General features: G+C 32.9%; 12 protein-coding genes. All 12 read left to right on the top strand.

Translation table 11 applies throughout. The features are described from left to right. The first annotated feature begins 42 nt into the window (after positions 1-42). The 12 genes from ACXVYO_RS08590 to ACXVYO_RS08535 all read left to right on the top strand — a co-directional run bounded on the left by ACXVYO_RS08590 (position 43) and on the right by ACXVYO_RS08535 (position 13528). The gene (locus ACXVYO_RS08590) at positions 43-2277 is read left to right on the top strand and encodes a right-handed parallel beta-helix repeat-containing protein (RefSeq protein ID WP_458466715.1); all 2235 of its coding nucleotides are present in this window, start codon (positions 43-45) and stop codon (positions 2275-2277) included. A 613-nt stretch (positions 2278-2890) separates the two neighbouring features. Beyond that, positions 2891-3496, top strand: a complete 606-nt coding sequence (locus ACXVYO_RS08585) for a sugar transferase (RefSeq protein ID WP_458466681.1) — start codon at positions 2891-2893, stop codon at positions 3494-3496. Continuing rightward, entirely contained in the window at positions 3483-4460 is a 978-nt protein-coding gene (locus ACXVYO_RS08580; RefSeq protein ID WP_458466680.1) for an ATP-grasp domain-containing protein, read from the top strand. The genes ACXVYO_RS08585 and ACXVYO_RS08580 overlap by 14 nt, the downstream gene beginning before the upstream one ends. A 1-nt stretch (position 4461) precedes the next feature. Next, entirely contained in the window at positions 4462-5157 is a 696-nt protein-coding gene (locus ACXVYO_RS08575; protein WP_458466679.1) for an HAD family hydrolase, read from the top strand. A gap of 30 nt (positions 5158-5187) precedes the next feature. Continuing rightward, positions 5188-6345 carry an aminotransferase class I/II-fold pyridoxal phosphate-dependent enzyme gene (locus ACXVYO_RS08570; protein ID WP_458466678.1) on the top strand — a complete coding sequence of 386 codons (1158 nt, stop codon included), beginning with the start codon at positions 5188-5190 and terminating at the stop codon, positions 6343-6345. 275 nt (positions 6346-6620) lie between these two features. Beyond that, on the top strand, positions 6621-8558 hold the full coding sequence (locus ACXVYO_RS08565) for a lasso peptide isopeptide bond-forming cyclase (RefSeq protein WP_458466677.1): 1938 nt from the start codon (positions 6621-6623) through the stop codon (positions 8556-8558). A 15-nt stretch (positions 8559-8573) separates the two neighbouring features. Then, positions 8574-8699, top strand: a complete 126-nt coding sequence (locus ACXVYO_RS08560; RefSeq protein ID WP_000712621.1) for a paeninodin family lasso peptide — start codon at positions 8574-8576, stop codon at positions 8697-8699. Positions 8700-8775: 76 nt separating this feature from the next. After that, positions 8776-9747 carry an aldolase gene (locus ACXVYO_RS08555; protein WP_458466676.1) on the top strand — a complete coding sequence of 324 codons (972 nt, stop codon included), beginning with the start codon at positions 8776-8778 and terminating at the stop codon, positions 9745-9747. Beyond that, the gene (locus ACXVYO_RS08550) at positions 9710-10018 is read left to right on the top strand and encodes a lasso peptide biosynthesis PqqD family chaperone (protein ID WP_458466675.1); all 309 of its coding nucleotides are present in this window, start codon (positions 9710-9712) and stop codon (positions 10016-10018) included. Before ACXVYO_RS08555 ends, ACXVYO_RS08550 begins: the two co-directional genes overlap by 38 nt. 36 nt (positions 10019-10054) lie before the next feature. After that, entirely contained in the window at positions 10055-10528 is a 474-nt protein-coding gene (locus ACXVYO_RS08545; protein ID WP_458466673.1) for a lasso peptide biosynthesis B2 protein, read from the top strand. A gap of 1 nt (position 10529) precedes the next feature. Continuing rightward, the gene (locus ACXVYO_RS08540; protein WP_458466672.1) at positions 10530-11717 is read left to right on the top strand and encodes a nucleotidyltransferase domain-containing protein; all 1188 of its coding nucleotides are present in this window, start codon (positions 10530-10532) and stop codon (positions 11715-11717) included. An 11-nt stretch (positions 11718-11728) separates the two neighbouring features. Beyond that, positions 11729-13528 carry an ABC transporter ATP-binding protein gene (locus tag ACXVYO_RS08535; RefSeq protein ID WP_458466671.1) on the top strand — a complete coding sequence of 600 codons (1800 nt, stop codon included), beginning with the start codon at positions 11729-11731 and terminating at the stop codon, positions 13526-13528. Positions 13529-13624: the final 96 nt, after the last annotated feature.

Below are 13624 nucleotides of genomic sequence, written 5' to 3'. Positions count from 1 at the left end.
TGAAACATAAGATGTAGAAAAGCAAAAAAGAGGTGTGAATTGATGTGGAGAAGAAGGGATAATCTTGGGAATTTGAATGATTTAGATTTGGTGTCCAAGCCTCCTTTTCATAATGACATTTTAACTTATGATAGTACGCAATTAAAATGGATTCCAAAATCATTCGAAGATACAAATTCTACAAGTATATATGTATTAGAATTAGATAGATGGGATGTTAAGAATGGTGGGACTGATGCTATCAATACTTCCCAAGGTATTAATAATGCTTTAGTATGGGCGGCTCAACAAGGTTATACGGAAGTTGTGTTACCTAGAGGAATATATTTGATTGATAAACAAACACCCATCGAACCACCAAGTCATTTAACTTTGAATCTAAACGGTTCAACATTAAAAATGGAAACAAATAATTTGACTGGATATGCAATTATAAGTTTTCGTAGAAATCAAGTATATTCTAGGATAACAAATGGTATTATCCAAGGAGATAGATATACACATGATTACTCTAGTGGGGGAACACATGAGGCAGGGTACGGCATTGAATTGGGGAGTTTTACTCCACCAGCTGATGGGGGGAACAATACACGGTTTGTATCTTTAGATAATCTAGATATTTTAGATTGTACAGGAGATGCCATTACACTGAACAGTACTTTTGGGCAGATTTCACCTTTTCCTACAGCATTAGCAAGTTCATTTGAACAGGGAGCAATTAATACAACAGATGGTTCATTGGTAAGTAGTACAACAAAGATACGTTCCAATTTGCAAATTGACATGACTCAAGTGACTATTGTCAAGTATGGTTACTTTGGATTATATGGAAATGGATTTGGAGCATTGGGTTCTGAAATAAAATGCGATTATTATGATGTCATTTTTTACACCTCAAACAATATATTTTTATCTTCAAAAACCAATGTACAATTCTTTGATGAAGTAGAAGTCCCTAAAGGAGCAAGTTATGCTAAAGTTGTTTTGCATCAAGGGAATGTTCCTGCTCCTGCAAATTGTTTAATAAATGTTCGGGTGCCTTCTTTTTCGCAATATACTTATATAGAAAAATGTAATTTACATGATTGCCGTAGACAAGGGATTAGTGTATGTGGGGCAAAGAATGTATATATTCGAGATAATGATATTCATCACATCGCAGGTACCAATCCACAAAGTGGACTAGATATTGAAGATGGATATGATTTAAATCAATATATATATATTGAAAGAAATAATTTTCATGATAATAAAAATTATAATATTATTGTTGTAAATGGGAAATTTATCTATATATCGAATAATTCTATTATGAATACCATTTCAAATGCTTATGTTGGGTTGTCTATTAATGGTGGTGCAGATAGGGTAATCGTAACAGGGAATAATATCCGATTAACCAAGGTCTCTTTGTTAGGAGATGTTATTTTTTCCAATAATTATGTATACGGAGCGCAAGTAAATGTTCAAGGTGTATATGTAAATCGACCTATTAATATATCGGATAATGTTTTTTCTAATAGTAAAATGATTATTGATACTCCCTTTCCATATGCGGTTAAAGTTGATTCCTGTCGTTTTATAAACGATGCAGATAAACTTAATTCCTTGTCAACATTGTATCAGTGGACATTAGAGCTGAAAAATGAACCGCAAACTATCTCAAATTGTATATTTGAAGGACAAGACGTTTTGTATTTAAATTATGTACCAGTAGGAACAGTTAAATCAGGATGGATATTTGAAAATATTATATTTAATAATGTTAAAACTCCAACCTTAGTTGCAGGGACGTATACAAATTGCTTTTTTAAGGATGTAACCTTTTTGGGGATAGCAAGTACAGGAAGCACTTTAGAATTAAAAGGTTGCAAGTTCTTTAGTATAGATAGAAATAACACGTTATTTACAGTGAATAATCTCAAAGCATTCAAGATGATGGATTGTCATATAGAAAAACCAAATGGTACGGTCTTGAATATTCAAAATGTATCTGATGAAATAGTGTTAAGGGGAAATACTATAAAAGTTACAAATGATACTCTTCAGAGAGCTATTATTGTTTTGGATGCAGCGTTTACTGGTAAGCAAGTGATAATTCAAAATAATATTATAAATTCCACAAATTTGATGCAAGTTGGGATAGATAATAGAACAACGAGTAGTACACCTCAAGTAGTAATTCAAAATAACGTGTTAAATAATGCGAAAATTACAATTACGGGGAGGGAATTTTTACAAGGAAATATTGTTAATGGTGTAATCGATTCAAATTAATGCATGGTGATAATTAAATTTGAATAGTTTCAAAAAATTATGAGAAATGAAGTAGAGTGGGTCTATTAATAAATATGTCTATAAAGTATTATATAATGGTACATGGAAGGATTTTGTCCAATGTAATCATTCGAAATAGTTTAATTCCTAATAGATAATATGCTTATTGACTTTTAGTTACTACTATAGAAAAGAGAAAAGCTATTATGTTTTTTATAAACATAATAGCTTTTTGTTATTACGTTAACTGCATACTAAAAAATAGTGAGTAGGAGAATGTTTTAATAACAAATGTTTTTTTATACTATTAAGCGTTGTTTATAAAATTGTTTTTGTGAATATATTTTTTGAGATTTTTACAGTGTGTAATAGTCTCTTGGATAAGCATTTGGAAAATATATTTTGCACCTTTGTGCATTGCTTTCCTCTATATATTAAGTTTTAAAGTTTTGTACTAAAGAAAATGTTTGCAGGTGATAAGTAAAGAAAAATTGAATACAATTTTTTAATTACAACTTGAAAATACTTGATTTCAACCCGTAATGAATACTTTATATATTATTTCACTTTGGAAAAGCATTTGTAATAATTTAAGATGGGGGAATGATTGGTAATGAAGAGACTGTTGGATATCTTTATTTCTTTATTATTATTAATTTGCTTTTTTTTCATTATTCTTTTAGTAGCAATTATAGTTAAAACCCAGATAGGATCACCTATTTTATTTAGACAACAACGTCCAGGGTTACATGGAAAACCCTTTTATCTTTATAAATTTCGTACGATGACCAATGAGCGAGATAATAGGGGGGAGCTCTTACCAGATTACGCTAGATTAACTAAAGTTGGAAAGTTTCTGAGGAAATATAGTTTGGACGAATTACCACAATTAATAAATGTTCTAAAAGGTCAATTAAGTTTGGTAGGCCCTCGACCATTATTAATGGAATATATGCCTTTATATTCGCAAGAGCAAGCTAAAAGGCATAATGTTAAACCTGGAATCACTGGATGGGCTCAAATTAATGGAAGAAATAGTATCTCATGGGATGAGAAATTTAAATTAGATGTATGGTATGTTGAGAATCAAGGTTTTCTTTTAGATTTGAAAATTTTATATCTAACTTTTAGTAAAGTTTTAAAATCGGAAGGGATAACAAATAATAAGCATGTGACTATGCCAGTTTTTAAGGGGGGAATCGAGCATGGGGGGGAATAAAATGAATATTTTGTTTACTAGCTCTGGTAGGAGGGTCACTTTAATTAAAAAATTTAAGGAGGTATTTGAACAAGTAGGAATCAAAGGGAAAATCTTTACTGCAGACTTAAAAGAAACTGCTCCTACCATTTACTTTAGCGATAAGCATTTTATTGTTCCGCGTGTAAATGAAGAAGGGTATATAAATGAATTGTTAAAAATATGTAGATCTGAAATGATAAATCTAATAATTCCGTTAATTGATACCGAATTAACCCTTATGGCTAATAATTCGGAGGTTTTTGAAGGTATTGGTGTAAAAGTACTAGTTTCTAGTATGGAATTAAATAAAATTGCTAATAACAAAAAATACACATATAACTTTTTTGTATCTAATAATATACCAACGCCTAGAGTGTATAGTGATGAAGAGATTGGAAGAAAGGACTATCAATTTCCATTATTAATTAAACCTTATGATGGCAGTTCTAGTAAAGGTGTAACAAAAATAATGAATGAAAAGGAATTGGAATTTTTTAAGGAGTATATACCTAACGCTATGATACAAGAATATGTTTCAGGAGAGGAATACACTATAGATGTCATGGTAGATTTCTATGGGAATATAAAAACGATCGTTCCTAGATTGCGTATAGAGACACGAGCAGGTGAGGTAAGTAAAGGTATAACCAAGAAAGATTTTGACATCATCCAAGCAGCAGAAACTGTAATAAAAGCTCTTCCTAATCCTATTGGATGTATTACTTTACAATGTTTTAAAAAGAAGGATGGACAAATTACATTTATTGAAATAAATCCTCGTTTTGGTGGAGGAATTCCATTATCCATAGAAGCTGGAGCGAATTTTCCACTTTGGACAATTAAAATGTGTCAGGGAGAAGTTTTTACAGATAGAGACTATAATTGGAGAGGAAATTTAACAATGCTTAGATATGATGAAGCGGTTTTTATGGAGAGTATTTAATATGGTGATTCAAGCAATTGTTTTTGATATGGATGATACTTTATATAAAGAGAAAGATTATGTCGTAAGTGGCTTTAAAGCAGTGGATGATTGGATTAAAGATAACTATGGAAAAATTGGTTTTTATAATATCGCAATTCGATTATTTAATTCAGGTGAAAGAAAGTTTGTGTTTAATAAAACACTTAAAAAGTTAGACATTGATTGTGACGAAAAATTGATTAGTAATTTGATAGAACAGTATAGGTTCCATAAACCAGATATTCAATTGTTGGATGAAGCGGATTGGGTACTAAATAATTTGGTTAATACCGTTAAAATAGGACTTATTTCAGATGGATATTTAGTTGCTCAAGAAAGAAAAATAAATGCATTAAAGTTAAAAGAGAGGGTTCATTCAATAATTCTCACTGATAAGCTAGGAAAAGAATGTTGGAAGCCAAGCAAAATTCCTTATGAAAAAATAAGTAAGGAATTACAGGTGCCTCATCAGCAATGTGTCTATATAGGAGATAATTTAAGTAAGGATTTTATAACGGCCAAGAAATTGAAATGGTTAACGATTCATATTAATAGAGAAGATGGAATTTACCATAATCTTATAGTTGAGCAAGCTTATAAAGCGCATTATACAATTAATAATTTAAGGAGATTATCTGATATATCTGTATTAAAGCATATGTTTTTAGATACATAGTATTTAAATATGTATAAAGGATGTGTTTACATGCACACAGTTCAGCATAAAAAGCGAATTTACCTTTCCTCTCCGCACATGAGTGGGAATGAACAAAAATATATCCAAAATGCATTTGATACAAACTGGGTTGCTCCTCTTGGACCAAATGTTGATGGGTTTGAACGAGAACTTGCATCTTTTGTAGGAGTTAAGGGAGGTACTGCAGTTAGTTCAGGTACTGCTGCTATTCATTTAGCTTTACGGTTATTAGGTATTCAAAAGGGAGATACAGTATTTTGTTCCAGTTTTACTTTTGTAGCGAGTGCAAATCCGATTGTTTATTTGGGAGCTGAACCAGTATTTATTGACTCAGAACCGGAAACCTGGAATATGTCACCGAGTGCATTGGCACATGCATTATATGAAGCTAATAAAGTGGGGAATTTACCTAAGGCTATCGTTCTTGTTCATTTATATGGTCAGAGTGCGAAACTAGATGAAATTCTTTCACTCTGTCATCAATATAATGTTCCTATAGTTGAGGATGCAGCAGAATCTCTTGGATCTACATATAAAGGAAAAGCAAGCGGTACATTCGGGAAATTTGGTGTTTACTCATTTAATGGAAATAAAATTATTACCACTTCAGGTGGTGGAATGCTAGTTTCTAATGATGTAGAAGCATTGGAAAGAGCGAGATTTTTAGCGACACAAGCAAAGGATCCAGCTCCACATTATGAGCATAGTGAGATAGGGTATAATTATCGACTGAGTAATATTTTAGCTGGTATTGGTAGAGGACAATTAGAAGTGTTAGAAGATAGAGTGAGAGCTAGAAGATTTATATATAAACGGTATTACGAAGCGCTATCTCACATGCCAGGGTTTTATTTTATGCCTGAATTAGAACATACTCGTCCAAATCGTTGGCTTACTACATTGACAATTAATGAAAAGGAATCTGGGATTTCTATTGGGGAATTGTTGAGAATTTTAGCAGAAGAGAATATTGAAGCGCGTCCTATGTGGAAGCCACTTCATATGCAGTCTCTCTTTAAAGAGAAGAAATATTATCCGCATAGCAAAAATGAAGATGTGTCGCAGTACCTATTTCAAAGTGGAATTTGTTTGCCTTCAGGATCTAATATGTTAGCAGAAGATCAACAAAGGGTAATTCAAAGCGTTTTAAAAGCTGTAGGTAAGTGAAAATAGAATTTGAATTAGATTTGTATACGTACCACTAATTGTTCTTTATAGTGAATTGTTTTTGGCGTTCAGTTTCAATTCACATAAAAAAGGGAGGAGTATAGATATTGAAAATATCTATACTATATAAGTCTGAAGGTAAATTAAAGTATGTAATTGAGAAAGTAATAAAAACAAATAATTTTGTTCTTTAAAAAGAATGATAAAGGGGTATGTTTAACGAATTTAATATGTAAATAGTATTTGTAGTAATTTTCATATATTAGGAGGAAGAAATGAGCGCTATAACTGGCATTATTCACTTTAATAATGAACCTACATCAATTGAACATGGCACACGATTAATGAGTGAATTACAAAAGTACCCTGCTGACGATATTCAAATATGGCACAAAGAAAATGCTTTTCTAGGATGTCATGCACAATGGATTACACCAGAGGCAGTTGGTGAACAATTACCCTTTTATAATTATGAAAAGCAATTGGCAATTACAGCAGATGCTATTATTGATAATCGTGATGAGTTATTTGAAAAATTACAAGTGGATTATTCGGATAGGAAACACATGACAGATAGTGAGTTGATTTTACTCTCTTATCAGAAATGGGGGGAAGCGGCTCCAAAATATTTGGTAGGCGATTTTGCCTTTATGATCTGGGATGAGAAAAAACAAATTCTTTTTGGTGCCAGAGATTTTTCAGGAAGTCGGACCCTTTATTTTTATCGTGGTGAGGAAAAATTTGCTTTTTGTACCATTATAAATCCGTTATTTACTCTACCGTATATTGAGAAAAAATTGAATGAGCAGTGGCTTGCTGAATTTTTAGCTATCCCAGTGAATTTTGAATCGGTAGATCCACAGTTAACAGTTTACAAATATATAGAACAAGTGCCTCCATCACACACTATTTTGGTAAAGGAAGGCGAAGTGAAGTTTTCAAGATACTATATACCAGCTGTTGGGGAAATGCTTAATTTAAAATCAAATGAAGAGTATGAAGAGGCGTTTCGAGAGGTGTATAAAAGTGCAGTGAAGGCACGTTTGCGAACACATCACCAAGTAGGAGCCCATTTGAGTGGAGGATTAGACTCAGGTTCTGTCGTTAGTTTTGCTGCAAGGGATTTATGGACTGAAAATAAAAAATTACATACGTATAGTTATGTTCCAGTAGAAGGATTTGAAGATTGGACACACAAAGGTAGGATAGCTGACGAAAGACCATTTATTCAATCGACTGTAGAGCATGTAGGGAATATACAGGATTATTATTTAGAATTGCCAGAGAGAAGCCCACTATCGGAAATTGATGATTGGCTGGAAACAATGGAGATGCCATATAAATTTTTTGAGAATACTTTTTGGTTGAGTGGAGTTTATGAAAAAGCATCTCAGCATGGAATTGGAGTACTTCTTAGTGGTCAAAGAGGTAATTGGACAGTATCATGGGGACCTATTTTAGATTACCAGGCAATGTTATTGAAAAAGCTACATTGGATTCGTTTTTATCGTGAACTACATTTATATAGTAGAAATATTGGAGTGAAAAAATCACGTGTTTTTGAAGTGGTAAGACGAAAGGCATTTCCATTTTTGCATCATTTACTTTTTTCAGGAAAACAAGATGTAAATTCCGCAATAATTAACCCGGAATTTGCGAGGGAAATGAATGTTTTTGAAAGACTTAGAGAACAAGAAATCGATATAACAGGCACCTCTATTTCTAATGCATATGACATGAAAAGAGAACAGTTTGAAAAACCATATTATTGGAGCATAAATGGCACGTATGAAACGAAATTATCATTACGTTATGCTTTGTGGGATCGTGATCCCACAAATGACTTACGATTGATTCAATTTTGTTTGTCAGTCCCAGAAGAACAGTATGTTCAAAATGGTTTAGATCGAGCCCTGATTCGGAGAGCCACAAAGAACTTCCTTCCTGATAAAGTACGATTGAATCAACGGGTTCGAGGTATTCAAGGTGCAGATGGTGTTTACCGTATGGCTCCTTTTTGGAATGAATTTATTGAGGAAGTTGAAGAACTTAGTGTAGATCCAGTAATCTCACAATTTCTAAATGTAGAGGTAATTAAGAAAGCTATCTCAAAAATTTGTAAAGAACCTCGACCAGAATATGCATTTGATTTAGATTTTAGAGTTTTAATGCGCAGCTTAATCTTCTATCGATTTATAAAAAAAGCAATATGAAAGGAGGTGATACGTATGAAAAAGGAGTGGAAACAACCTGTATTAGAAGTACTTAATATTAATATGACTATGGCTGGGCCTGGGCATAAATATCCAGATGCTGTTCAACCTGACCCAGATGATCCAGTGAAGTACAGTTAAGTCATTGGAAAAATAAAGCTCTTATATAACTTTATTATATAAGAGCTTTCAAAAAATTGACAATGTGGGGGATAGGATGTTTGATTCTATGGGGAATGTGTTATATCAAGCCTTCGGGTTAAAAATAGTAAGTGAAATTCCATTACCCGAATTGTCTCAGCTGAATGAAAAAAAAGAGATGGCAGATGTTCAAGTTGAAATAAAGGATTTGTCAGAACAGTGGTGTAAATATAGCGCGGAAAAGCAAAAAACAATTGTAGTGGAGGATGATGTAGTTATGTTTCATGTTCCTCAAACTGCAATATTTTCTATACAAGCCGGCGAGAAAATCACCTTTTCACCTATGGCAGACGCAGAAGAAGATAAAATTCGCTTATATATTCTGGGAACTTGTATGGGGGCGCTTTTAATGCAACGTAAAACACTCCCATTGCATGGGAGTGTAATTGCCATAGATGGAAAAGCATATGCATTAATTGGTGATTCAGGAGCTGGAAAATCAACGTTAGCCTCGGCTTTTTTGAATAAAGGATATCAGCTTTTAAGTGATGATGTAGTTGCTGTGTCTCTTTTGAATAAAAATAATGTAATAGTTCATCCTTCTTACGCGCAACAAAAATTATGGCAAGAGAGCATAAATGAGTTAGGAATGGAAGTAGCGCAATTGAGCCCTTTATTTGAAAGAGAAACGAAGTATGCTGTTCCTGTGAATTCTCAATTCTTTCCAGATTCATTACCTCTTGCTGGTGTTATTGAATTAGTAAAAACACAGGGAGAAGATATTGAGATGACCCGTATAGAAGGACTCGAGCGCTTGTATAAATTATACCGTCATACTTTTAGGAGTTCTTTGATTTCTAAATTAGGATTGATGGAATGGCATTTTGAAACTTCAACACATATTGCAAGTGGAATGGAAATGTTTCAAGTAAGTCGCCCGACTTCAAGATTTACAGCTCATGAGCTTGTGGAAGTTATTTTAAATACTATACAGAAAGGGAGTATGGTTGATGGTTGTCCACTCGAGAAAAATATCATTAAAACATAACGTTGTCCAAAGTAAAGGTAATATAGTAAGCGATATGGATGGAGAAAAAGTTATGTTAAATGTCCAGAAAGGAAATTACTATAACTTAGGTGAAATAGGCGGAGAAATATGGGAGCTTATTGAAAAGCCAATAATAATTAATCAGCTTGTTACTATGCTAGTATCCAACTATGATATTGAACGAAAAGATTGTGAAGAGCAAGTTCTGTCCTTTTTAGAGTGTTTATTTCAAGAAGGTTTAATTCAAATAAAAGATCAATCTAATAGATAAATTCGTAATTTCAAGAGAACTGTTAGGAAGGGATTAATGAATATTGTGAAAAGGTTAAGGGTATTTTTATCGCTGAACATGGAAACAAAGCTTTTATTTTTAGAGGCTTTTATTTTTTTAGGGTGGGCGCGTGTACTAAAAAGTATTACCTTTTCCAAAGTTGCACCTTCTTTAGGGGATTACATGAACGAAACATCAGTTGCCCAAATTCAGCCACATGGGGATACACTAAAGAAGGTGTCTGAAGCTATTTCTATTATGAGTCGTTATACTTTTTGGGAAAGTCAGTGTCTTGTTAAAGCTATAGCTGGGATGAAAATGCTCGAAAAACGTCACATTGAGAGTACTCTTTATTTAGGAACTGCTAAGGATAGTCATGGGGATTTAATTGCGCATGCATGGTTACGAAGCGGTTCTTTTTATGTTACTGGATCAGAAGGAATGGAGAAATTTACTGTCGTTGGATCATTTGCAAAGAGGCTAAGTGAGGACATTATTAAAGGAGAATAAAATGGAGAAAGATTTTGGTCTTAATGTAGAGTTCATGTCTAAGGAATTGAAACTTCTTTTTGCAATTTTGAAGTTACAAGATGACGAAACAGTGCAAACTTACAGTAATGAATGGTTTTCGGATATTGATTGGGAGGTATTTCTTGAGCAAGCTGTGCATCATCGCGTTTATCCGGTGATATATCAAAAACTTAAACAGGTGGATGAGGAACTAATTCCTTCACATATTGTACAAACCTTGAATAGAAAATATAAAAAAAATACATTTCAAATGCTTTATTTAAGTGCTGAAATGGAACGAATAAATAAACTATGTAATGAAAATGAGATTCGTATGATTTTTCTAAAAGGACCTGTACTATCTCAGGACTTATATGGGGATATTTCTTTACGAACATCCTGTGATTTGGACGTTCTAATTCCGATGCAAAATTTAGAAAAAGTAGAAATGCTACTTTTAGAGCAGGGGTATGTAAAAGACGATTATATTCAAACGATATTAAATGATTGGAAATGGAGGCATCATCATATAACATTTTTTCATCCAACAAAGCAGATTAAGCTTGAAATTCATTGGAGGTTAAACCCCGGACCGGGCAAGGAACCTGGGTTTGAAGAGCTTTGGGGGAGAAAGAGAAAAAGTAACCTTACGAGTAATTCTGTATATATGTTAGGAAAGGAAGATTTATTTTTATTTTTGGTATCTCATGGTGCTAGACATGGTTGGTCCAGATTACGTTGGTTAGTAGATATAAAAAAAATTGTCGATCAAGAACTTAATTGGAGTGAGATCCATAAGTTAATGAGAAAATATCAAATGCGTCATTTAGGAGGACAAGCATTAATTTTAGCAGCTCAATTGCTAGGTGTACGACTAGATGAAAGGATGATGGAATTAGTAGCGAAAAAACATTCAAAGCAGTTAGCTCAAGAGGCACTGTTTTATTTCAAGCAAATGATAAACTTGCATACCGATCCTGTCCCTGAAGAGGTATTTATCTATCATAGTCGATATTTATTTTCACTAATGTCTAATCAGCAAAAAATTTTATATATTATGAGCCAACTATATCCTTATCCAATTGATGCAAAAACATTACCGTTACCTAAATTTCTTCATTTTTTATATTTTCCTCTACGTCCGTTTTTATGTCTTTGGAGGAAAACAAAGAAGCTGGCTTTGTTATAGGGGGAACATCGATGAATCATATTATATATTTTATGAAGAAACTATACTCTTCGGCGGGAAACATACTGTATGTGAATTTATTTGGTATGGTTTTAATAAGTTTACTTGAAGGGATAGGTATTATTTTATTAATTCCTATGATAAGTATGACTGGAATAATTAATATAGGCGAGGAGACTACTTTTATTGCACCTGTCTCTAGATTTTTGCAGGATTTTCCTAAAACAGCAAGTCTAGTTTCTATTTTAGGTATATATATATTAATAGTGTTAGGTCAAAATTTACTACAAAGAAATATAACGCTAAGGGATGCGAGAACGCAACAAGCTTTTATACGAGAATTAAGAATAGAAACATATAGTATGATTTTAAAAGCAAAGTGGAGTTTTTTTTTAGAGAAAAGGAAAACAAATTTAATAAATATATTAACTACAGAATTAGCTCGTGTAAGTTATGGGGTTAATTTAATTTTACAATTGTTAGCTGCTATTCTGTTTACATTTATACAGGTGGGGATTGCGTTTTTATTATCTCCTCAAATAACTATATTTGTTTTGGTCTTTGGTTTATTATTCTTGGTAGCTTCTCGTGTTTTTATAAAAAAAGCACGAATACTAGGCGGTAAGACCTCAGAATTGGCAAAAGACTATCTTTCTGGTATAACAGATCATTTTAATGGAATTAAAGATATAAAGAGTAATACTTTGGAAGCATCACGTATAGATTGGTTACAATCTATAACAAAAAAGATGAGTAATGAGCAAATGGAGTATATGAGAATAAGATCGAAATCTCAATTGTTTTATAAAGTTTCAATGGCTATATTAATTGTATTTTTTTTATTATTATCAGTAAGTATGTTTCAAGCGCAACCCACCCAATTATTATTAATTATCCTCATTTTCTCCAGACTATGGCCAAGATTCATGACGATTCAATCAAATTTAGAACAACTGGCTGCAAGTATTCCTGCTTTTAAGTCATTATGGGAGTTGCAAGTGGAATGTAAGGAAGCGATTGAAATGCAGGATATAGATCAACAAAAACATATAGAGCCGATTCGTATAAAACAAGGTATGGAGTGTAAGGATGTTTACTTTCGTTATAATAAGCAAGAATCTTTATACGCACTTCAAAATATTAATATGCAAATTCCAATAAACAGTATGACGGCCATTGTGGGGCATTCTGGTGCAGGCAAAAGTACATTAATTGATGTATTAATGGGATTAATACAGCCAGAAAAAGGTCAAGTGTTAATAGATGGTACGCTCCTTACAACTGATAATTTATTGTCATTAAGGCGGGCTATTAGTTATGTACCACAAGATCCTTTCTTATTTAATGCAAGCATAAGAGAAAATTTATTGATGATTGAGCCAAATGCAAGTGAAGAACAAATTTGGTCTGCATTAAATTTTGCGGCCGCCGCTGAATTTGTACAAACGCTTCCTAATGGGCTTGATACACTGATTGGGGATCGAGGAGTAAGGCTTTCAGGTGGTGAACGTCAACGACTTGTACTAGCGCGGGCTATTTTAAGACAACCATCCATTTTAATATTAGATGAAGCAACGAGTGCATTAGATACTGAAAATGAATTGAAAATCCAATCAGCAATAGAAAGATTGAAAGGAACGATGACTATCGTCGTAATTGCCCATCGTTTATCAACAATACGTAATGCCGATCAAGTTATTGTGTTAGGAAAAGGTGAAATTGTCCAAAAAGGTGAATTTAATCAATTAGCTAAAGAGAGAAAAGGTGTGTTTCGAAGTTTGTTAGGGTCACAAATGGAAGTTGGTTCTTAGAGAGGAAAGAGTGAATGAATTTTTGTATTCATACAGTTCGAATTGAATAAAAGCCTGAGTGATGGCCAGTTATAACAGGACATTATTCAGGCTTTT

It is taken from the genome of Bacillus sp. BC08 (assembly GCF_054326875.1).
This window is presented reverse-complemented; position numbering and strand designations above follow the sequence as displayed.

Bases quoted from the DNA above. Each gene is read 5' to 3' on its own strand.
- ACXVYO_RS08545 (WP_458466673.1), top strand. From the start codon at position 10,055: ATGAATATTGTGAAAAGGTTAAGGGTATTTTTATCGCTGAACATGGAA.
- ACXVYO_RS08535 (WP_458466671.1), top strand. From the start codon at position 11,729: ATGAATCATATTATATATTTTATGAAGAAACTATACTCTTCGGCGGGA.
- ACXVYO_RS08555 (WP_458466676.1), top strand. From the start codon at position 8,776: ATGTTTGATTCTATGGGGAATGTGTTATATCAAGCCTTCGGGTTAAAA.
- ACXVYO_RS08550 (WP_458466675.1), top strand. From the start codon at position 9,710: ATGGTTGTCCACTCGAGAAAAATATCATTAAAACATAACGTTGTCCAA.
- ACXVYO_RS08585 (WP_458466681.1), top strand. From the start codon at position 2,891: ATGAAGAGACTGTTGGATATCTTTATTTCTTTATTATTATTAATTTGC.
- ACXVYO_RS08570 (WP_458466678.1), top strand. From the start codon at position 5,188: ATGCACACAGTTCAGCATAAAAAGCGAATTTACCTTTCCTCTCCGCAC.
- ACXVYO_RS08560 (WP_000712621.1), top strand. From the start codon at position 8,574: ATGAAAAAGGAGTGGAAACAACCTGTATTAGAAGTACTTAATATTAAT.
- ACXVYO_RS08540 (WP_458466672.1), top strand. From the start codon at position 10,530: ATGGAGAAAGATTTTGGTCTTAATGTAGAGTTCATGTCTAAGGAATTG.
- ACXVYO_RS08590 (WP_458466715.1), top strand. From the start codon at position 43: ATGTGGAGAAGAAGGGATAATCTTGGGAATTTGAATGATTTAGATTTG.
- ACXVYO_RS08580 (WP_458466680.1), top strand. From the start codon at position 3,483: ATGGGGGGGAATAAAATGAATATTTTGTTTACTAGCTCTGGTAGGAGG.
- ACXVYO_RS08565 (WP_458466677.1), top strand. From the start codon at position 6,621: ATGAGCGCTATAACTGGCATTATTCACTTTAATAATGAACCTACATCA.
- ACXVYO_RS08575 (WP_458466679.1), top strand. From the start codon at position 4,462: ATGGTGATTCAAGCAATTGTTTTTGATATGGATGATACTTTATATAAA.